Raw genomic sequence first — 18,389 nt, forward strand, 5'->3', positions numbered from 1 at the left:
CTCATATGAAATAATATTTCACCGCCTGAAGCGTACATCCTCCGTCACCACCGGCGCGTTCCCTTTCGGCTTCTCGGGCTTCTTCGGCTTTTTCACGATCTGCCCACCGGCCTGCGTCAGCGGCACCCGGTGATCCGGCACGAAGCCGTTTTCCTCGATCCGCGCCAAAGTCTGGCGCGTGAGCGCCTCGATCGCCGCCAGCTGTTCGACCTCGTCCGCGCATACCAGCGACACCGCTTCGCCCGAAGCGCCGGCGCGGCCGGTGCGGCCGGTGCGGTGCACGTAATCCTCGGCCACGATCGGCAGGTCCACGTTCACCACCACCGGCAAGTCCTCGATATCGAGTCCGCGCGCGGCCACGTCGGTGGCGACCAGCACCCGCACGTCGCCCGCCTTGAAGCGCTCCAGCGCGCGCAGGCGCGCCGGTTGCGGCTTGTCGCCGTGGATCGAATCGGCCGGGATGCGCTTGGCCTCGAGCAGCGTGACCAGCTCGTCCACGCCTTTGCGCGTCTTGCAAAAGGCCAGCACCTGCGGCCAGTCGTGTTGTTTGAGCAGGTGCAGGAACAGCTCGGACTTGCGCTTCTTGTCCACCGTCACCAGCCACTGCCTGATCGCCGTGACCGTGGAGTTGCGCGGCGCCGCCTCGATCCGCACCGGCTCGCGCAGCAGGCGGTTGGCCATGGCGCGGATCTGGTCGGAGAAGGTGGCCGAGAACAGCAGGGTCTGGCGCTTTTTCGGCAGGGCGGCGAACACCTGGTCGAGCTCGCGCGAAAAGCCCAGGTCGAGCATGCGGTCGGCTTCGTCCAGTACCAGGGTCTCGACCAGGTTGAAGGTGACCGCGTTCTGGCGGTGCAGGTCGAGCAGGCGGCCAGGCGTGGCCACCAGCACGTCCACGCCCTTGCGCAGGCTCATCATCTGCGGGTTGATGCTGACGCCGCCGTAGGCGACCATCGTGCGCAGCATCAGGCCGGCGCCGTAGGTCTTGAAACTCTCGTGCACCTGCTCGGCCAGTTCGCGCGTGGGCACCAGCACCAGCACGCGCGCGGCATTGCTGCCGACCGGGGTGCTTTTCCTGCTGAGCCGCTGCAGCAGCGGCAGCGCGAAGCTGGCGGTCTTGCCGGTGCCGGTCTGGGCCGCGGCCATGACGTCCTTGCCCGCGAGCACGGCGGGGATCGCCTGCTGCTGGACGGTGGTCGGGGTGGTGTAGTCGAGCGAAGCGAGGGTCTGATTGAGGTGGTCGATCAGCCCGAGGGAAGCAAACGGCATGGGTAAGGTGCGGAAATAAATGAACAGGCGCTAGTGTCTCACATCGAGACAGGCGCCGCGCCGCCTGCAGGGGCAGGCAAGCAGGGGACGGGGAAGCAAGCCCCCGGCTCAGTCGGCCACGACGGTGCGCGACAGGTCGACGATGGGCTTGGCAGGCTCGCGCTGGTCCTTGCAGCCGGCAAGGGCCAGGCAGGACAGGGCGAAGGCGGCGGCGAGCAGAAGGCGCGGTGGCATGGCGGATCCTCCAGGGGAGCTTCCATCATACGCCGGTCCGCGCCGGAAATGCATATGCCCGTGGTTTTTTTAGAAACGGTACGACAGGCTGGCGCGCAGCACCGGATACACCTTGAAATCCGACACGTCCTCGCTCAGGCGCAGTTCCTCGACCGCCACGTCGCGCGCCAGCTGGCTGCACAGGGCGTTCGAGGTCACGCAGCCGCGCGGGATCAGGTTGACGGTGGCCTTGCCCTGGTAGAACGCGCCGAGGTCGGCGCTGAAGTTCCAGCGCTTGTTCGGGTTCAGGGCATTGCCCCAGCCGATGCCGATATAGGGCGCTGCGCGGCGGAAGGTCACGTCGCCTTCCAGGACGCCGATGTCCCGGCTGGTGTAGGTATTGCCGTTGAAGCTGAAGCTGCCCGCCACGCCCGGCTTGCCGACGGCGTCGAAGCGGGTGCCGTTGTACACCAGGCCGCCGGTCAGGCGGAAATCGCCCTGCGGGCGCAGGTACCAGTCGAACAGGATGTCGAAGGTCTGCAGCTTGCCGTCGAACTGGTAGTCCACCAGGCCGGAGCGCTTGTCGAAGTCGTGCTTGAAATAATTGGCGCCGAAGCGGCCGTTGAGGTAGGTCTCCATCGGGACCACCACGTGGAAACCGGCGCCGGTGGTGCCGATGTCGGCGGTGAGGGCGACGCCAGCCTGGGCATGGGCGGAGGTGGCGGCGAGCAGGGCGCAAGCGGCGAAGACGGTGTGTTTCAGGGACATGCGGAAAACCTTTCAGTGTCGATCAGCGCAGGCATTGTAGCCGCAGGGCATGCCAATGCGCGAGCGCGGCGCGCCGGATGAGACGGATGCGCAACGGATTATTTGCGCCGCTCCTCCCCGGTTTCGTCGCCCTTATCCCGGCTCCGTCGCATAATGTCACCCGGCAATGAAGACCGGGCTTAATCTGGCGCTGCCCTGACTACTGAGAGAACATCATGATTTCAAGTACCTTCCACTTCGGCCGGCTCCTCGTTGCCTGGCTCGCGGTTTACATCATCCTGTGCATTTTCCTGGTCGAATCGATCTTCCAGCACACCGAATGGGGTACCCGGGACCTCGGCGGCTACCTGGTGCTGCTCGGTTTCGTGCTCGGCCTGTGGGTGCTCTCGGGCGTGTTCTCGCACATCCGCCGGGTGCGCCTGGTGTCGGGACAGGTCAATGCCGGCACGCTGTCGAACCGCCAGCGGCGCCAGATCGAGATCCCGTTCGAGGCGGGCGAAGCCTTCGACCTGATCGACGCGGCCATTCGCGAACTGCCGGGCGCGGTGATTTCCGAGAGCGCCCGCGACAGCCTGCAGGTGCGCGCCAAGGTGGCCAGGGTCGACCCCTACGGCAACAACGAGCGCAGCGACAGCGCGCTGTCCAACTGGGCGCTCGACCATTTCGGGTCGCGCCGCAACCAGATCCTGGCCACGGTCACCCCCAACGGCGACGAGGCCGGCAGCGTGACCCTGGTCTGCGAGCCGGAAGGCGCGGCCTGGACCGACTGGTTCCTGGTCGACCATGGCACCAACCTGGAAAACGCGGAAGCCATCGTGCGCGCCATCACCCGCCGCGTGGCCGAGCGCCGCCGCGGCGAGAAGGCCAGGGTACGCCAGACCACCACCGAAAAAGAGCTGACCGTCGCCAAGCTGAACCTGCTGCACGCCCAGGTCGAGCCGCACTTCCTGTACAACACCCTGGCCAGCGCCCAGGTCCTCACCCGGACCGACCCGGCGCGCGCCGACGAGATGCTCGGCAACCTGATCCAGTACCTGCGCCACTCGCTGCCGCGCACCGAGGACGCGCCCTCGACCATCGGCGAGGAACTCGAGCGGGCCCGGGCCTACCTCGACATCCTGAAGATCCGCATGGGCCCGCGCCTGCAGCTGCAGGTCGACATTCCCGACGCCCTGCGCGGCGTGCTGTTCCCGACCATGATGCTGCAGACCCTGGTGGAGAACGCGATCAAGCACGGCCTGGAGCCCAAGCCGGGCGGCGGCACGGTCTGGATCCTGGCGCGCCAGGTCGACAATGCGGTGGCGGTGACGGTGGCCGACGATGGCCGCGGCTTTACCGCCGAGGGCGGCGGCACCGGGGTCGGCCTGCGCAACGTGCGCGAGCGCCTGCGCCTGGCCTACGGCAGCGCCGCCTCGTTCTCGATCGTGGCCAACTTCCCGAGCGGCGTGGCGGCCACCATCACCGTGCCCAATGCCGTCAACAGCACCGGCGAAGGAGTCCATCATGCCTAGATGCGTCATTGCCGAAGACGAAGCCCTGCTGCGCGAATCGCTGGTGCAGCTGCTTGGCCAGGTCTGGCCCGAGCTGGAGATCGTCGCCGCCTGCGAGGACGGCGGCAGCGCCCTGGAAGCGATTGCCGCCTACCAGCCCGAGGTCGCCTTCCTCGATATCCGGATGCCGGGCCTGAGCGGCCTGGAGGTGGCATCGAGCGTGCTGGAATCCGGGATCAGGACCGAGGTCGTGTTCGTGACCGCCTACGACCAGTATGCGATCGACGCTTTCGAGCGCGGCGCCGTCGACTACCTGCTCAAGCCGGTGGCGCGCGAGCGCCTGGCCGGGACGGTGGGCCGGGTCAAGGAACGCCTGGCGCGCGGCGGCCAGGACCAGGGGCAGATGGGCCAGCTGCAGGCGCTGCTGCAGCAGCTGGCGGGCGTGGCGCCGCCCCAGCGCAAGGCGCCGCCGCTGGTCTGGCTCACCGCCAGCCGCGGCCAGGAAACGCGCCTGATCCTGGTCGACGACGTCGCCTACTTCCAGGCCGACAGCAAGTACACAGTGGTCATGACGCAGGAGGGCGAAGCGCTGCTGCGCAAACCCATCCGCGACCTGCTCGAGGTGCTCGACCCGTCCATGTTCAAGCAGGTGCACCGCTCGACCATCGTCAATTTGCGCGCGGTGGCCGGCGTGACGCGCGACGATACCGGGCGCGGCATCGTGCGCCTGAAGAACCGGCCCGAGACCCTGGCCGTGAGCCAGCCCTTCATGGCGCTGTTCCGCAACATGTAAGCGAGTGTGAAAGGGTGCCCCAAAACGGGAAATGTTCGGTACCGTACATCCGAACAACGTTCCCAATGGTAACGTGTGGACATTCACTCCAAGAGGCACCCATGAAATCCCTGATCCTTTACGCAGCCCTGGCGGCCGCTTCCTTCCCGGCCCTGGCCCAGACCAATGTCAGCATCAGCATCGGCCAGCCGGGCTTCTATGGCCGCCTGGATATCGGCGACTACGGCCCGCCGCCGGTCTACCTGGCGCAGCCGGTGATCGTCGAGCGCCACTACCGCACCAACGTGCAGCCGGTCTACCTGCGCGTGCCGCCGGGCCACCGCAAGAACTGGAGCAAGCATTGCCGCAAATACGGCGCCTGCGGCCAGCCGGTGATGTTCGTGCAGGACCAGTGGTATTCGAACGTGTATGCGCCGCGCTACCGCGAGAGCCACGGCGGGTATGAGCGCAGCGAGCGATACGTCCGCAGCGACGACCGCCGCGACGACCGCTACGAGCGCCGCGACGACCGCTACGACGACCGCGGGCATGGCAAGCACAAGGACAAGCACCACGACAAGGGTCATGGCAAGGGCCACGGCAAGGGCCACGGCCGCGGTCACGACTGAGTTTCAGCCGGGGCCCTGGCCCGGCAGCGGCGCTTCGCGCGGCAACAGGCCCTCCGCGACCAGCTCTTCCCAGAACGCGGCCGGGATCGGTGCCTCCATCAGGCCCGCATTGCGGCGCAGGTGGTGGGCGCTGCTGGCGCCGGGAATCGTCGCCACCACCTCCGGATGGGCCGCGCCGAACTGCAGCGCGGCGGCGGCCAGGTCCACGCCATGGCGCGCGGCCACCCGGCGCAGGCGTTCGCGCTGGGCATGGCGCTGTGGGCTGGCCGGCAGGTAGTCGTAATGGTCGCCCCCGGCCAGGAAGCCCGAATTATAGGGGCCACCGAGCACCACCCCGGCGCCCTGCCTTGCGCACAGCGGGAACAGGGCGTCCAGGGCCGTGGTTTCCATCAGCGTGTAGCGCCCGGCCAGCAGGAAGATGTCGGGATCGGACTGCTGCAGCGCGCGCAGGCAGGGCTCGACCGTGTTCACGCCCAGCCCCCAGCCCTTGATCATGCCTTCCTCGCGCATCCGCACCAGGCCCTCGAAGGCGCCGCCGGGACCGGAGGCCACCCTGAAATAGTGCTCGAATTCCGATCCGAACGCGTCGGGCGACAAGTCGTGCACATACACGATGTCGATGCTGCCCAGCGCCAGGCGCTGCAGGCTATCCTCGACCGCGCGGCGCGCGCCGGCGGCGGTGAAGTCGATCACGCGCCGGAACGGCATCGAGGACACGAAGGGCGCGGCGAGATCGCCCGCGGGGTGCGGCACCAGCAGGCGCCCGACCTTGGTCGAGAGCGTATAGTCGGCGCGCGCGCGGCGGCGCAGGGCCTGGCCGAAGCGATGCTCGGACAAGCCGGTGCCGTAGTGCGGCGCGGTGTCGAAATAGCGGATGCCGGTGTCCCAGGCGGCATCGACGGTGGCGTGCGCGGCCTCGTCGCTCGTGGCGTGGTACATGTCGCCCAGCCCGGTGCCGCCCAGGCCCAGGTGCGTGATCGGTCGGTAGCGCTGGTGCATTCTCGTTTCCTTTCGTGTCTCGTCGGCAGGGCAGGAGCGGTCGGTCCTGCCAGGCATCCTACACCCGGCGCGCCCCGCGCATGATTGCGGCCGGGCCGGCGCTTGCCCGTCGCACCGCGGCCGCCTCATGGGCCCGGCACCCGCGCACGCCGCCAGCCCAGGCGTAGTAAGATTGCCACATCGCCCATGTGCTGGCGTTGCCGGACGGGCGACATGAAGGAGCTTACTGTGCGTAGCGATATCGTGATCGTGGGAGGTGGGGCGGGCGGCCTGGAGCTGGCCTGCAAACTGGGCCGCAAACTCGGGCCGTCGAAGGTAACGCTGGTGGACAGCCGGCTCTACCATATCTGGAAGCCCTCGCTGCACGAGGTGGCCGCCGGCACCCTGGACATCCACCAGGAAGGCCTGTCCTACCAGATGCTGGCGCACGACAATGGCTTCAATTTCGTGTTCGGCCCCATGACGGCGCTCGACGCCGCCGCCAAATCCCTCACCGTCGGCGCCATCGTCGCGGCAAGCGACAAGGACGAAGTCCTGCCCGAGCGCAAGCTCGCCTACGGCGCGCTGGTGCTGGCCATCGGCAGCACTTCCAATTATTTCGGCGTGCCCGGCGCACGCGAACATACCATTTCCCTGAACGCCACCGAAGACGCCGAGCGCTTCCGCCTGCGGATGCTGCGCCTGATGCTGGCCGCGGAACAGGACCAGGAAGAACAGCACGGCAATGGCCATGGCAAGGGCGAGGGCCTGGACGTGGTGATCATCGGCGGCGGCGCCACCGGCGTGGAGCTGGCGGCCGAACTGCGCGAAGCGTCCGGCGCCTACGTCACCTACGGCTTCGACCAGCTCGATGTGCGGCGCGACGTGCGCATCACCATCCTGGAAGGCGCGCCTCGGGTGCTGGCGCCGCTGCCCGAGAAAGTGTCGCAGGCCGCGGCCGACCTGCTGGACAAGCGCGGCATCCGCGTGGTCGCCAACTGCCGCGTCACGGCCATCGAGAAGGACCGCGTGATCGACAAGGACGGCAATGTCTATCCGTCCAAGCTGTGCGTCTGGGCGGCGGGCATCCGCGCGCCCGAACTGCTGGAGGGTTTTGGTTTGCCGCTGGCCAAGGGCGGCCAGGTCGAGGTCGATGCGCACTTGCGGGTCAAGGGCATGCCCGACCTCTACGCGCTGGGCGATTGCGCCGCCTGCGTCGACGGCAACGGCGCCGTAGTGCCGCCGCGTGCCCAGGCCGCCCACCAGCAGGCCGATTACCTGGTCACGACTTTCCTGCGCAAGCACAAGGGCGAGGCGCCGCAAGCCGCGCCTTACGAGTACCGCGATTATGGTTCGCTGGTGTCGGTGGGCCGCAGCACCAGCGTGGGCAGCCTGATGGGGTCGCTGCGCGGGGCGAGCTGGTTCGTGCAGGGCTGGATGGCGAGGTTGATGTACACCAGCCTGCACCTGATGCACCACCGCGCCGTGCTCGGCACCATGCGTACCGGGGTGCTGGCGGTGGCGCGTTTCCTGGTACGGCGGGCGACGCCGCTGGTGAAGCTGCACTGAGGCAGCCCGGGCCTGTTCCCGCCAGACGGGAGCCGGCCCGCTGCCGGGCCGCGGACGCTAGGCGCCCGGCGCGGCCTTGGGCAGGGTCATGCGCAGCAGGGCGCCGCCGGCGTCGAGCGTGGACAATTCCAGCGTGCCGCCCAGGAAGCGGGCGCGTTCGCGCAGCAGGCGCAGGCCATGGCAGCTGTTGGTTTCCATGACCTTGGCGCCGGGCGGCAGGCCGACGCCGTTGTCGCGCACGGTGAGCATCAGCTGCTCGCCGTCGTCGTCGAGCACCACGTCCACCTCGGTCGCCTGCGCATGCGCGGCGACGTTGCGCAGGCCTTCCTCGGCGCAGCGCAGCAGCACGACGCCCTGGGTACGCGTGTAGGAACCATCTTCGTCCGGCAGGCTGGCGCGCGCCGTCAAGCCATGCTCGGCGCCGAACTCGGGCACCAGCTCGGCCAGCGCGGACTTCAGGCCGAGGAATTCGAGCTTGTCGTTCCACAGCTCGAGCTGCATCTTGCGGTTGGTCTCGATGATGTTCGCCAGCAGGGTCTTCATCTGCGCACCGCGGTCGCGCATCGCCTGGTTCTCGGCAGGGATGTGCTGGCTCAGCAGCGCAAGGTGCATGGTCAGCGCCGTCATCGACGAGCCGAGGCTGTCGTGCAGCTGGCGTGCCAGCAGGCGCCTTTCCTCGTCCCAGCAGCCGGACACATAGGCCAGCATCTCGGTGAGTTCAGCGGTGCGGTCCGGGACCGGCGCATGGGATGCGCTTGCTGCGGTGTCGGACAGCGGATATGCCGGTTCGGTCATCGTAAGCTCGGTTAAATGTTTCCCAAATCATACAACAGTTGGACGGATGGCGGCGCGCAAGGAAGATGCCCTGCTTGCCGGGCTGCATGGCGGGGAATGCGTGCGGTGCCGTACGGTGCGCCCGGCGGTTTCGCGCGATGCTGGGGCTGTGGGAGATACCACTTTATTAACATAATCGGGGGTAACAAATGACGACCGCAACCAAGCCGCAGGATGCCATCACGCTGCTCACCGCGCAGCACCGCGAAGTGAAATCCATGTTCGATGAATTCGAGAACATGACCGACCGCGCCAAGGTCAGCAAGAAAAAGCTCGCCGACAAGATCTGCGACGCGCTCATCATGCACACCACGATCGAAGAAGAAATCCTGTATCCGGCCGTGCGCGAAGCAACCGAGGAAACCGAAGACATGGTCGACGAGGCCGTCGTCGAGCATGGTTCGGCCAAGGACCTGATCGCGCAAATCCAGGAAATGGACCCGGGCGAGGACCTGTACGACGCCAAGGTGAAGGTGCTGGGCGAACTGGTCGAGCACCACGTCGAGGAAGAAGAGAAGGAAATGTTCCCGAAGATGCGCGAGCTCAAGCTCGACCTGGTGGGGCTGGGACAGGAACTGGCGGCGCGCGCCGCCGAACTGCAGTAAGCCTTATTTGCCCGGACGCCAGGGTCCGGGCAAGGCGGCTCAGGCCGCGTCGGCCGGCATGCTTGCCGGCGCCAGGGCTTCGAGCAGCTGGTCCATGCTCACGGGTTTCACCAGGTGCTGGTCGAAGCCCGCTTCCAGCACGCGCCGCTGGTCTTCCGCCAGGCCATACCCCGTCAGGGCAATCAAGCGGATGCCGGCGGTGGCAGGATCGCGCCGCAGGCGGCGCGCCACTTCATAGCCGTCGATACCGGGCAGGCCGATGTCAACCAGCGCCGCCGCCGGCAGGCCGCTGATGGCTGCCGCCACGCCCTGCAAGCCGTCGGCCGCCTGGGCCACCGGGAAGCCATGGGCGGCCAGCATGGTCGCCATCATCTCGCGGCCGTCTTCATTGTCTTCGATCAGCAGCACCGACGGCTTGCCGGTATTGTCGCCCAGCGAATGCTGGGGCGCTTGCGGCGCCACGGCGGGTTCCGTGCGCGGCAGGCGGATCAGGAAGGTCGAGCCGTTGCCGCTGCCTTCGCTCTGCGCGCTGACGCTGCCGCCATGCAGCTCGACCAGCCGGCGCACCAGCGACAGGCCGATGCCCAGGCCGCCCTGCGAGCGGTCGATCGAGATCGCGCCCTGCACGAAGACGTCGAACACATGGGGCAGCAGGTCGGGCGGGATGCCCACGCCGCTGTCGCGCACGGTCAGCACGGCTTCGTCGGCAGTCTCGGCCAGGTTGATGTCGATATTGCCGCCGGCCGGGGTGTACTTGATCGCGTTGTCGAGCAGGTTCGAGATGATCTGCTCGAGGCGGGTCGGGTCGCCATCCACCCAGCCGGGGGCCAGGTCGACGCTGAAGCGGTAGCCGGCGGTGCGGCCTGTGGCGCGGAAGGTTTCCAGGCAGCCGGACACCAGGTTGGCCAGGTCGAGCGGTTTGCGGGCCAGCAGGATCTTGCCCGACATCGCGCGCGACAGGTCGAGCAGGTCGTCGACGATGCGCGACAGGTGCTGGCTCTGGCGCTGGATGATCTGCTTGGCGCGGCCGACGGTCTCGCTGTTGGCGCCTGGCAGGCCGATCAGGGAAGAAGCGCTGCTGATGGCCGACAGCGGGTTGCGCAGCTCGTGGCCGAGCATGGCGAGGAACTCGTCCTTGGCGTGGCTCTTGCGCTCGGCGTCGCGGCGCTCTTCCATCTCGCGCACGAGGCGCCGGTTGGTCGCGGTCAGCTCGGTGGTGCGCTGGGACAGCTTCTCGGCCTGGCGCTTGAGCTGCTCGTTCTTCATGGCCAGTGCCACGAACACTGACACCTTCGCGTGCAGCACCTGCGGGATCACCGGCGTGAACATGAAGTCGGCTGCGCCGCGCTGGTAGGCTTTCAGGCGGTCGATCTCGTCGGCCAGGAAGGCGGTGACGAAGATGATCGGGATGTCGGCCGAGCGCGCGCGCTGGTGGATCGCCTCGGCGGTCTCGAAACCGTCCATGCCCGGCATGTTCACGTCGAGCAGGATCACGGCAAAGTCGTACAACAGTACCTGGCGCAGGGCTTCCTGTCCGGACCGGGCGGAGTGGACGGTGTAATTGCTTTCGTCCGCCCATTGGTCGAGCAAGCTCGTCAGGGCCAGCAGGCTTGCCGCATCGTCATTCACGACAAGGATTTTCGGTTTATCAGTATGTGCCACGATGTTTGCGGTACTTTCGCCAAAAGGATGTGCCTTCGGAACAAGAATACCGGAGCCGAATGTTGCGTTAAAGAAAGCCTGCGTAATAACAGCGAATGATAGCACGGCGAATAAAGTGCATTAGAGCAAAAAACTCAATTGTGTGCAGCATTACCGGTACGGTGCCGCACATACGCCACACCACCCCCTGTGCGATAGTAAAAGCGTCCAGTTCAGCCGTATCGACATGCAGGACCGGGGCCCCAACTTGAAAGGACAATCATGAATATCGATAACATCGTAAATCAACAATTCCACGGCAAGTCATTTAGCGAGCTCGTCAACGCGCCGCTGACCGCCCTGAGCGGCATTACCGAACAGCAGGCCAGCGCGTTCGCCGCTGCCGGCGTGCGCACGGTCGGCGACCTGGCGAAGATGGCGGTCGTGAATTATGCAGTGGCCATCCATGCCCTCGCCACCTGCGAAGGCGCCTCCAGCAAGGATCAGGCGGAAGAATGCCTGCTCGACGACGCCGTCGAAATGACCTTCCCGGCCAGCGACCCGATCTCGGTCGATTCGGGCATTACCCGCATCGAAGTCGCACCGGACAAGGTCGACGCCGCACGCGACCACCAGGGCGCCCAGGCCATGGAAGCGCACTCCGAAGAGGCGCTGCGCAATGCCGAGGTGCGTACCGGCTACCTGCAGAAGGACGAGGGCGGCAACCGCTGATACCAGCCGTTTCCTTCAGTCCCTAAACAGGCCACGGGCGGCGCACGCTGCCCGTGGCCTGTTTGTTTCCGAAGCTTTTTTCCGAACGCGGGTGAGGGCAGTGCGCTGCAAAACCGAAGCACTGCAAACACCGGGGTCAACAACCAACCGGGGTCACAACAACCAACCGGGGTCAGGTCTGACATTCGGACACAAGCTCATCCGTGTTTCAGTTGAGTCCGTGTCCGAATGTCAGACCTGACCCCGAAGTTGGGTATCCTCGTGTCCGAATGTCAGACCTGACCCCGAAGTATCCTTGCGCTTGTCGGGCGCCACAATGGACTTGGGCCCCGATGGGGCCCAAGTCGAACGCAGCGGTGCAGGCAGGGGCCTAGCGGTGCGGCGCGAGCTCCGGCACCGGTGCGCTGGCCGGCAGCGGCATCTTGGCGGCCGACTGGCGGTTGGCCGCGGGCGAGCAGAAGCGGTTCTTGCCGGCGCGCTTGGCTTCGTACAGGGCGTAGTCGGCGATGCTGATGAGCGAATCGACTGACTCGGCGTCGTCAGGATAGATGCTGATGCCGATCGAGGTCGACAGGCGCAGCGTCAGGTCCTTGATGAAGAAGGGCTCGGACAGGGCCTCGACCAGCTTGGCGGCCGGGCCTTGCGCATCGGCCAGGCAGTGGATATCGCCCAGCACCACCATGAATTCGTCGCCGCCCAGGCGCGCGACGGTGTCTTCCTTGCGCGAGCTGGCCAGCAGGCGCTGCGAGACCATCTTCAGGATCTCGTCGCCGTAGGCGTGGCCATAGGTGTCGTTGATCGCCTTGAAGCCATCCAGGTCCAGGTACATGATCGCGGCCTTGGCATGGCTGCGGTTGGCGTGCTGGAGGGCCGTTTCGATGCGGTCTTCCAGCAGGCGGCGGTTGGGCAGGCCGGTGAGGGCGTCGTGCAGCGCCAGTTCCTGCTGTGCGCGGGAATACTGGGCCAGCTCCTTGTAGAGCAGGCGCACTTCGAGCATGTTGTGGATGCGCTTGTGCACCTCGAGCAGGTCGAAGGGCTTGCTGATGAAGTCGCGCGCACCGGCCTCGAGCGCGGCGATCTTGAAGCTCGGCTGGGCGGTCAGGGCCAGCACCGGCAGGTAGCCGCCCTGTTCGATTTCCTTCAGGCCCTTCATGACCTGGAAGCCGTTCATGCCCGGCATCTGCAGGTCGAGCAGGATCAGGTCGTAGTTATGCTCGCGGTGCAGCGGGCACACCTGGTCCGGGAACATGGTCGAACTGACGCAGGTGTAGCCTTCCTCGCGCAATATCTCTTCCATCAATTCGATATTGTCCGGCGAGTCGTCCACCACCAGGATTTTTGCGTTCAAAATGTCTTGTCTGCTCGGCATGCTTGGTCTCTTCTACTCGGTCTGGAGTGCCTGTTCCATTTCTTTCTGGAATGGGCTTGTCCCATCTCTGCATAGTCTAGCAAAGCCTACAAAATTTCTTGTAGGACAGCGCCGCGTGAGCCGGTAGGAACTTCAACGACCGTGTCCCCGGGGCGTACCGGCCACCATTTGCGTCCCCGGGGCGGCCACCGAAGCGACCATTGCAATCAATTCGCTCGGTTCGACCGGCTTGGAAATATGGGTGGAAAAACCGGCTTCCAGCGCCCGCAGCCGGTCTTCGGAGCGGGCAAACGCGGTCAGGGCGATGGCCGGCACCTGGCCGCCGGCCTCCACCGGCAAGCGGCGCACCCAGCCGATGAATTCGAAGCCGTCGACCTCGGGCATGCCGACGTCGCTGATCAGGAGGGCGGGCCGATTCTCTTTCAGGGCCTCGAAGGCTTCGCGCGCGCTGGCGGCGACCCGCACGCGCGCATGGCAGTCGGTCAGGATGCGTGCGATCAGCTCGCGCGAGTCGCGGTCGTCGTCCACCACCAGCACCGTGATGCCGGACAGGTCGCGCACGGCGTTCTCCGGCAGTTCGGCGGGCAAGGGGAGTGCGGCGCCGCCGTCGCCGGCGCGGCGCCCGCTGCCTGGCGGCGCCTTGGCCAGCGGCAGTTCGATCGTGAAGCTGGCGCCCAGGCCTTCGCCCGGGCTTTCGGCGCGCACCGTGCCGCCATGCTGCTCGACCAGGTGCTTGACGATCGACAGGCCCAAACCGAGGCCGCCGTGGCGGCGCGTCATCGACGCGTCTTCCTGGCGGAAGCGCTCGAACACGTGGGTGATGAATTCGGGGCGGATACCGGCGCCGTTGTCGCGCACCGTGATCGCGACCGAGCCCTCGCGCTGGCCCACTTCCACCGCCACGGTGCCGTCGCGCGGGGTGAACTTGATGGCGTTGGACAGCAGGTTCCAGACCACCTGCTGCAGGCGCCCGGTGTCGCCCGCCACCAGCAGGGCGGCGTCGCCCGGTCCGCCGTAACGCTTCTCGAGCGTGATCTGCTTGGCCTCGGCCGCCGGGCGCACGGTTTCGATGGCCGCATCGATGAAGGAGCTGGGGCTGATCGGCTGCATCTCGAGCAGCACCTTGCCCGAGGTGATGCGGCTCATGTCGAGCAGGTCTTCGATCAGCTGGGCCTGGGCGCGCGCATTGCGCTCGATGGTCTGCAGGCCGCGCTGCAGGTCGGCGCCGTCGCGGCTGCCGCGGCGCAGCACCTGCGACCAGCCGAGGATGGCCGACAGCGGCGTGCGCAGTTCGTGCGAGAGCGTGGCCAGGAATTCGTCCTTCATCTGGCTGCTGCGCTCGGCCTCGGCGCGTGCTTCGCGCTCGTTCTCGAGCAGCACCTTGCGTTCTTCGGCGGCGCGGCTGGTTGCTTCGTACAGGCGCGTGTTGTCCACCGCGATCGCCGCCTGCAGCGCGATGCCCGCGACGATCCGTTCGCTGCGTTCGGTGAACACGCCCGGTTCCGGATCGCCGAACAGCATGGTGCCCAGCAGCTCTCCGGAGCGCGCCACCACCGGCACCGCCATGTAGCTGCGCACCGGCGGATGGCCTTCGGGCAGCCCGAATTGCGAGGCGCTGCCGGCATAGCGCCCGTCGCGCTCGATGTCGTCGACCCGCACCAGGCCTTGCGCGCGCTGGATCGGGCCGAACAGCGCGCCGGCCTGGGCCGCGCCGATGCTGTGGAACTGCGCCGAGGTGCCGCCGCCCAGCGTGTAGAGCGAGAACAGGGTGCCGTCGGACGCCGCGTCGGCGCTGCCGTCGGCTGCGGGGTCGACATGATAGAAGGCGCCGAAATGCGCGCCGCTCACGCCGGCGGCCGCTTCGGTGGCGGCCCGCAGCAGCGAGCGCAGGTCGCGCGTCGAGGCCAGGATGCTGCCGGTGCTGTTGAGCAGTTCGAGCACGTGCGACTCGTCGCGCAGGGCCTGCTCGGTGCGTTTCACGCCGTCGACGTCGGTATTCGTGCCGAACCAGCGCAGCACCCGGCCTTCGGGATCGCGCACGGCGCGGATCCGGGTCAGGTGCCAGCGGTAGCGGCCATCGAGCCCGCGCAGCGGGAATTCCATCTCGAAGGGCTCGCCGCTGCCGATGGTGTCCTGCCAACGCGCCATCACGGCCGGCAGGGCGTTCGGCTCGATCGCGTCCTGCCAGTTCCAGCCCACGCTCTGCTCGGGTGTGCGGCCGGTGTAGTCGTACCAGCGGTCGTTGAACCAGACGATGGCGCCGTCGGTGCCGGCCATCCAGGCCAGCTGCGGGATCGAGTTGGCCAGCGCGCGCAGCAGCTCTTCGCTCTGGCGCAGCGTGTCTTCGGCGTGCTTGCGGCTGGTGATGTCCTGCACCACGCCGGTCATGCCGACCAGGGTTTCCTGGCCCCTGATCTCGAGGTAGTCGGGACGCCCGACCAGGGCCACCCAGCGCGCCGGCTGGGCGCCGGTGTCGACCCGGCATTCGATGTTCAGGTCGGCCCGCGCCTTGAACGCGGCCACCACGGCGCGCCGCACCTGGCGCCGGTGCCCGGGATGCAGGCGCGCGCGCAGCTGCGGCCAGCGTAGAGGTGTGTCGGCCGGCAGGCCGAGGATGCCGGCGGCGCGCACGCCCAGCTGCACCCGGTCGGGGGCGGCGTCCCAGCGCCAGTCGCCCAGGCGCCCGGCGGCCAGCGCCAGCTGCAGGCGGGTATTGTTCTCGACCAGGGCCTGCTGGTCCAGCTTGCGCTGGGTGATGTCCTGGAAGTAGAGCGTGAGCCCGTCCGGCGACGGATGCAGGCGCATCTCGACCCAGCACTGCAGGCGCGCGTAGTAGAAATCGCGCACCACGGTCTCGCGCTGCTCCATCGCGCGCAGGCAGTCCTGGGCCACCGAGGTCCCGTGCAGGTCTTCGAATTCGTCCCACAGGTTGCGGCCCACCAGGCCGGCGCGGCTCTTGTCGAGCGGCGCGATCATGTCCAGGGCGCGCCCGTTGATGTAGGTGATGCGCCAGTTGCGGTCGACCGCGCAGAAGCCGTCGCTCAGGCTTTCGAGCATGTTTTCCATGCGCTCGCTGGCGCGGCGCAGGGCTTCCTGCGCGCCCATCAGTTCTTCTTCGGCGCGCTGGCGCGCGGCCAGCACGCTCTGCGCATTGCGCAGTGCCGCCGAGCGCATCCGTTCGAGTTCGTGGTCGTCGCTCATGCCGCTCCTTCCAGCATGCGGGCCGCCAGGCGCGTGCCCTCGACCCGCGCGCGCACCTTGGCAAAGGCGGTGTCGCGGCCGACCCCGGCGTCGTCGTAGAAGGGCGCGAAGCCGGCGTCGTCGGTGGTGCCCAGGCGCTGGGGCGCGAGGTAGGTGGCGGCCAGCAGCACGCGGTCGCGCACCTGTTCGGCCGTCTCGACCTGCGGGTTGGACGGGTCGGTGACGCCGACGAACACGCGCTGGTCCGGGCGCGCATAGTCGCGCGCGATGCGCAGCACGCGCTCGGGGTCGGGCTGGCCGGCCAGCGCGATATAGAAGCTGCCGGCGCGGATCTCGAACAGGGCCGGCAGCAATTCGGCATAGTCGACCGCGAGGTCGCCGGCGCCGTGCACGCCGGCAGGCGACACGTGCAGGCCGATCAGCGCGCGCTGGTCGCTGGAGAAGCGGTCGAGCGCCATGTTGTTCAGGTGGACGAAGCTGGCCAGCAGGGCGCCGCTCGGGTCGAGCCGCATCGCCAGCGGGCCTTCGGCGAAATCGACCTGCACCTTGTGCGCGCCGGCCTCGAGGCAGCGGCGGATCTCGGTCTCGTGTTCGCGCACGAGGTCGTCCAGGAACTGCTCGCGCGAGTAGCCCTCGATGCCGTCGGCCGGATACAGCAGCGACAGCGCCGAGGGGGAGATGATGGCCTGCTTGAGCGGCAAGGTGGCATGCAGGCGCGCGGCGCGCACGAACTCGTCGGCGTAGCGCCGGTAGCGGAAGGGGCCGTGGGTCAGGCGCGGCATGCGCTGGCGCGCGCCGCTGCCGATCGGGATGCGGAAGCCGTCGGGAGCGGTATTGGCCGCGCCGTGCACCGGATAGCTCCAGAAATTCTCGAACTTGCCCTGCTCGCCATCGGTGATGACGGGGGCGCCGGTGGCTTCGAAGTCGGCCACGGTGGTGCGCACCGCCGCGTCGACCAGCGCCGCGAGCTCGCGCTGGCCGGCGCCGGCGCGCACTGCTGCGACCAGTTCTGGCGGGCGGGGCATGCTGCCGATGGGTTCAGTCGGGATCGTCATCGCTGGCCGGGCGCTGCGCCCCCGTGGGCGCGGCAAAGAATGGGACAGGGCTGTCCCAATTCCGTCCATTGTAGCCCAGCCGCGTCGCGGCGGCACCACGTGAGTCGCACGCCTTAACCGTGCGCCGGCAGGCGCGCCACTTTGGCCAGGGCGTCCTGGAGCTGGTCCAGCTCGTAGGGCTTCTGCAGCGACAGGTAGGGGAATTCGAGGTGGCGCAGCAGCGAGTCGCCATAGCCCGAGGCGAAGATGACCTTCAGCGCGGGGTCGTCGCCGACCGCCTTGCGCGCCAGGTCGACGCCCGACATGCCGGGCAGGCTGACGTCCGAAAACAGCACGTCGTAGCGCTGGCGCCCGAGCAGATCGAGCGCGTCGTTCGGATGGGCCACGCCGTCGGCTTCGTGGCCGAAGGCCTTGAGCATCTCGCATACCAGGTACTGGGAGTCGATATTGTCTTCGACCACCAGGATGCGCAGGCTGCCGCTGCCCGCGTCGGGCGCCGGCGCCGCGGCGACCGGAGCGGGCGGGGCCAGCAGGACGTGCACGCCGGCGACGCCGCCGTCCGCATCCATGACCGGCGTGAGCCACAGGTCGCAGTGGTAGTCGAGCGGGCCTTCCGCACGGCGGAAGGTGGGCGCGGCGCCCTGGACCACGCGCGCCTGGCCGTCCCAGGCCGCCTGCAGGGCGCTGCCGGCGCTCGAGAGCGGCGGCGGCAGCACCGAAGGCACCGAACCGCCCGGCACCCGGCCGCAGCCGAGACCGGCCAGCGCGGCATACGCTTCGTTGAACACCAGGATGGTCTGGCGTCCCCATACGAGCAGGCCCGGCAGGGGCGAGTTCAGCAGCAGGTCGGCTGCCGCGCGTAGCGGGGCGGGCCAGCCGGCGGGATCGCCCAGTGCGCTGGCGGACCAGTCGTAAGAGAGCGCAGTACGCGGCGACGATTCGAATTCAGGCATGGGCGGAGTGTTATAGGAACGAAAACATGGCGGTCATGCTACACCAAATGCAGCGGTGTTGGCGGTTCGATCCGCGCGCCCGTCCGTCGGGGTCCTGTATGCCGGCGCCCAAAAAAAAGCCCACTTCGTAAGAAGTGGGCTGAATCTATTTCCTTGGAGGAGAATAGAGGAGACAGGCCGATCATGCTGCATTGCCGCAAATCCGTCCAATTTATATTTCTAATGAAGGCCATCAATTTTATTGATGGCGGCGCGGCGCCAGACCCGTTTGTCAAGCGCCACGTCATCTGCATAGCAGGGAAACCACACGCCTA

Annotated in this window: 16 protein-coding genes; 6 read left to right on the forward strand and 10 right to left on the reverse strand. The window is 67.6% G+C overall.

Annotated elements, in window-relative coordinates; translation table 11 throughout:
* Window positions 1-18: 18 nt before the first annotated feature.
* The 3 genes from AC3XQU_RS08195 to AC3XQU_RS08205 form a co-directional block, all read right to left on the reverse strand.
* Window positions 19-1,266: a DEAD/DEAH box helicase gene (locus tag AC3XQU_RS08195; protein WP_489873664.1), complete on the reverse strand. Its 1,248-nt coding sequence runs from the start codon at window positions 1,264-1,266 to the stop codon at window positions 19-21.
* 108 nt (window positions 1,267-1,374) lie between these two features.
* Complete coding sequence (locus tag AC3XQU_RS08200) at window positions 1,375-1,500, reverse strand: hypothetical protein (protein ID WP_489873665.1); 126 nt, start codon at window positions 1,498-1,500, stop codon at window positions 1,375-1,377.
* 69 nt (window positions 1,501-1,569) lie between these two features.
* Window positions 1,570-2,247, reverse strand: a complete 678-nt coding sequence (locus AC3XQU_RS08205; RefSeq protein ID WP_489873666.1) for a hypothetical protein — start codon at window positions 2,245-2,247, stop codon at window positions 1,570-1,572.
* A gap of 215 nt (window positions 2,248-2,462) precedes the next feature.
* On the opposite strand from AC3XQU_RS08205, the gene AC3XQU_RS08210 reads away from it, so the two are divergent.
* From AC3XQU_RS08210 to AC3XQU_RS08220, 3 genes are all read left to right on the forward strand, one after another.
* Window positions 2,463-3,758, forward strand: a complete 1,296-nt coding sequence (locus AC3XQU_RS08210) for a sensor histidine kinase (protein ID WP_489873667.1) — start codon at window positions 2,463-2,465, stop codon at window positions 3,756-3,758.
* Window positions 3,751-4,530, forward strand: a complete 780-nt coding sequence (locus AC3XQU_RS08215) for a LytR/AlgR family response regulator transcription factor (protein WP_489873668.1) — start codon at window positions 3,751-3,753, stop codon at window positions 4,528-4,530. The genes AC3XQU_RS08210 and AC3XQU_RS08215 overlap by 8 nt, the downstream gene beginning before the upstream one ends.
* A 101-nt stretch (window positions 4,531-4,631) precedes the next feature.
* Window positions 4,632-5,138 (forward strand): hypothetical protein, encoded by a 507-nt coding sequence (locus tag AC3XQU_RS08220; protein WP_489873669.1) that lies wholly within the window; start codon window positions 4,632-4,634, stop codon window positions 5,136-5,138.
* Window positions 5,139-5,141: 3 nt separating this feature from the next.
* Here the strand turns inward: AC3XQU_RS08220 and AC3XQU_RS08225 are convergent, their stop codons facing one another.
* Window positions 5,142-6,137 carry an aldo/keto reductase gene (locus AC3XQU_RS08225; protein WP_489873670.1) on the reverse strand — a complete coding sequence of 332 codons (996 nt, stop codon included), beginning with the start codon at window positions 6,135-6,137 and terminating at the stop codon, window positions 5,142-5,144.
* A 213-nt stretch (window positions 6,138-6,350) separates the two neighbouring features.
* Between AC3XQU_RS08225 and AC3XQU_RS08230 the strand changes: the two genes are divergently transcribed.
* Window positions 6,351-7,685, forward strand: coding sequence for an NAD(P)/FAD-dependent oxidoreductase (locus AC3XQU_RS08230; RefSeq protein ID WP_489873671.1), 1,335 nt, complete (start codon window positions 6,351-6,353; stop codon window positions 7,683-7,685).
* A 57-nt stretch (window positions 7,686-7,742) separates the two neighbouring features.
* On the opposite strand, the gene AC3XQU_RS08235 is transcribed toward AC3XQU_RS08230, so the two are convergent.
* The gene (locus tag AC3XQU_RS08235; protein ID WP_489873672.1) at window positions 7,743-8,480 is read right to left on the reverse strand and encodes a sensor histidine kinase; all 738 of its coding nucleotides are present in this window, start codon (window positions 8,478-8,480) and stop codon (window positions 7,743-7,745) included.
* A gap of 188 nt (window positions 8,481-8,668) precedes the next feature.
* On the opposite strand from AC3XQU_RS08235, the gene AC3XQU_RS08240 reads away from it, so the two are divergent.
* Window positions 8,669-9,124 (forward strand): hemerythrin domain-containing protein, encoded by a 456-nt coding sequence (locus AC3XQU_RS08240; protein ID WP_489873673.1) that lies wholly within the window; start codon window positions 8,669-8,671, stop codon window positions 9,122-9,124.
* A gap of 39 nt (window positions 9,125-9,163) precedes the next feature.
* Here AC3XQU_RS08240 and AC3XQU_RS08245 read toward each other — a convergent pair whose 3' ends face one another.
* On the reverse strand, window positions 9,164-10,786 hold the full coding sequence (locus tag AC3XQU_RS08245) for a response regulator (RefSeq protein WP_489873674.1): 1,623 nt from the start codon (window positions 10,784-10,786) through the stop codon (window positions 9,164-9,166).
* A 261-nt stretch (window positions 10,787-11,047) separates the two neighbouring features.
* On the opposite strand from AC3XQU_RS08245, the gene AC3XQU_RS08250 reads away from it, so the two are divergent.
* Window positions 11,048-11,497: a hypothetical protein gene (locus tag AC3XQU_RS08250; protein ID WP_489873675.1), complete on the forward strand. Its 450-nt coding sequence runs from the start codon at window positions 11,048-11,050 to the stop codon at window positions 11,495-11,497.
* Between the two features lie 370 nt (window positions 11,498-11,867).
* Here AC3XQU_RS08250 and AC3XQU_RS08255 read toward each other — a convergent pair whose 3' ends face one another.
* The 4 genes from AC3XQU_RS08255 to AC3XQU_RS08270 form a co-directional block, all read right to left on the reverse strand.
* The gene (locus AC3XQU_RS08255) at window positions 11,868-12,866 is read right to left on the reverse strand and encodes a response regulator (protein WP_489873676.1); all 999 of its coding nucleotides are present in this window, start codon (window positions 12,864-12,866) and stop codon (window positions 11,868-11,870) included.
* Window positions 12,867-12,998: 132 nt separating this feature from the next.
* Entirely contained in the window at window positions 12,999-16,067 is a 3,069-nt protein-coding gene (locus tag AC3XQU_RS08260) for a hybrid sensor histidine kinase/response regulator (RefSeq protein ID WP_489873677.1), read from the reverse strand.
* Complete coding sequence (locus tag AC3XQU_RS08265; RefSeq protein ID WP_489873678.1) at window positions 16,064-17,122, reverse strand: uroporphyrinogen decarboxylase/cobalamine-independent methonine synthase family protein; 1,059 nt, start codon at window positions 17,120-17,122, stop codon at window positions 16,064-16,066. The genes AC3XQU_RS08260 and AC3XQU_RS08265 overlap by 4 nt, the downstream gene beginning before the upstream one ends.
* 113 nt (window positions 17,123-17,235) lie before the next feature.
* The gene (locus AC3XQU_RS08270) at window positions 17,236-18,075 is read right to left on the reverse strand and encodes a response regulator (RefSeq protein WP_489873679.1); all 840 of its coding nucleotides are present in this window, start codon (window positions 18,073-18,075) and stop codon (window positions 17,236-17,238) included.
* Window positions 18,076-18,389: the final 314 nt, after the last annotated feature.

This window comes from Telluria sp. AZSoR62 (assembly GCF_058111565.1).

Coding starts and splice junctions, on each gene's coding strand:
- AC3XQU_RS08270 (WP_489873679.1), bottom strand. CDS start 18,075: ATGCCTGAATTCGAATCGTCGCCGCGTACTGCGCTCTCTTACGACTGG.
- AC3XQU_RS08210 (WP_489873667.1), top strand. CDS start 2,463: ATGATTTCAAGTACCTTCCACTTCGGCCGGCTCCTCGTTGCCTGGCTC.
- AC3XQU_RS08265 (WP_489873678.1), bottom strand. CDS start 17,122: ATGACGATCCCGACTGAACCCATCGGCAGCATGCCCCGCCCGCCAGAA.
- AC3XQU_RS08240 (WP_489873673.1), top strand. CDS start 8,669: ATGACGACCGCAACCAAGCCGCAGGATGCCATCACGCTGCTCACCGCG.
- AC3XQU_RS08250 (WP_489873675.1), top strand. CDS start 11,048: ATGAATATCGATAACATCGTAAATCAACAATTCCACGGCAAGTCATTT.
- AC3XQU_RS08205 (WP_489873666.1), bottom strand. CDS start 2,247: ATGTCCCTGAAACACACCGTCTTCGCCGCTTGCGCCCTGCTCGCCGCC.
- AC3XQU_RS08235 (WP_489873672.1), bottom strand. CDS start 8,480: ATGACCGAACCGGCATATCCGCTGTCCGACACCGCAGCAAGCGCATCC.
- AC3XQU_RS08195 (WP_489873664.1), bottom strand. CDS start 1,266: ATGCCGTTTGCTTCCCTCGGGCTGATCGACCACCTCAATCAGACCCTC.
- AC3XQU_RS08230 (WP_489873671.1), top strand. CDS start 6,351: ATGAAGGAGCTTACTGTGCGTAGCGATATCGTGATCGTGGGAGGTGGG.
- AC3XQU_RS08200 (WP_489873665.1), bottom strand. CDS start 1,500: ATGCCACCGCGCCTTCTGCTCGCCGCCGCCTTCGCCCTGTCCTGCCTG.
- AC3XQU_RS08215 (WP_489873668.1), top strand. CDS start 3,751: ATGCCTAGATGCGTCATTGCCGAAGACGAAGCCCTGCTGCGCGAATCG.
- AC3XQU_RS08260 (WP_489873677.1), bottom strand. CDS start 16,067: ATGAGCGACGACCACGAACTCGAACGGATGCGCTCGGCGGCACTGCGC.
- AC3XQU_RS08225 (WP_489873670.1), bottom strand. CDS start 6,137: ATGCACCAGCGCTACCGACCGATCACGCACCTGGGCCTGGGCGGCACC.
- AC3XQU_RS08255 (WP_489873676.1), bottom strand. CDS start 12,866: ATGCCGAGCAGACAAGACATTTTGAACGCAAAAATCCTGGTGGTGGAC.
- AC3XQU_RS08220 (WP_489873669.1), top strand. CDS start 4,632: ATGAAATCCCTGATCCTTTACGCAGCCCTGGCGGCCGCTTCCTTCCCG.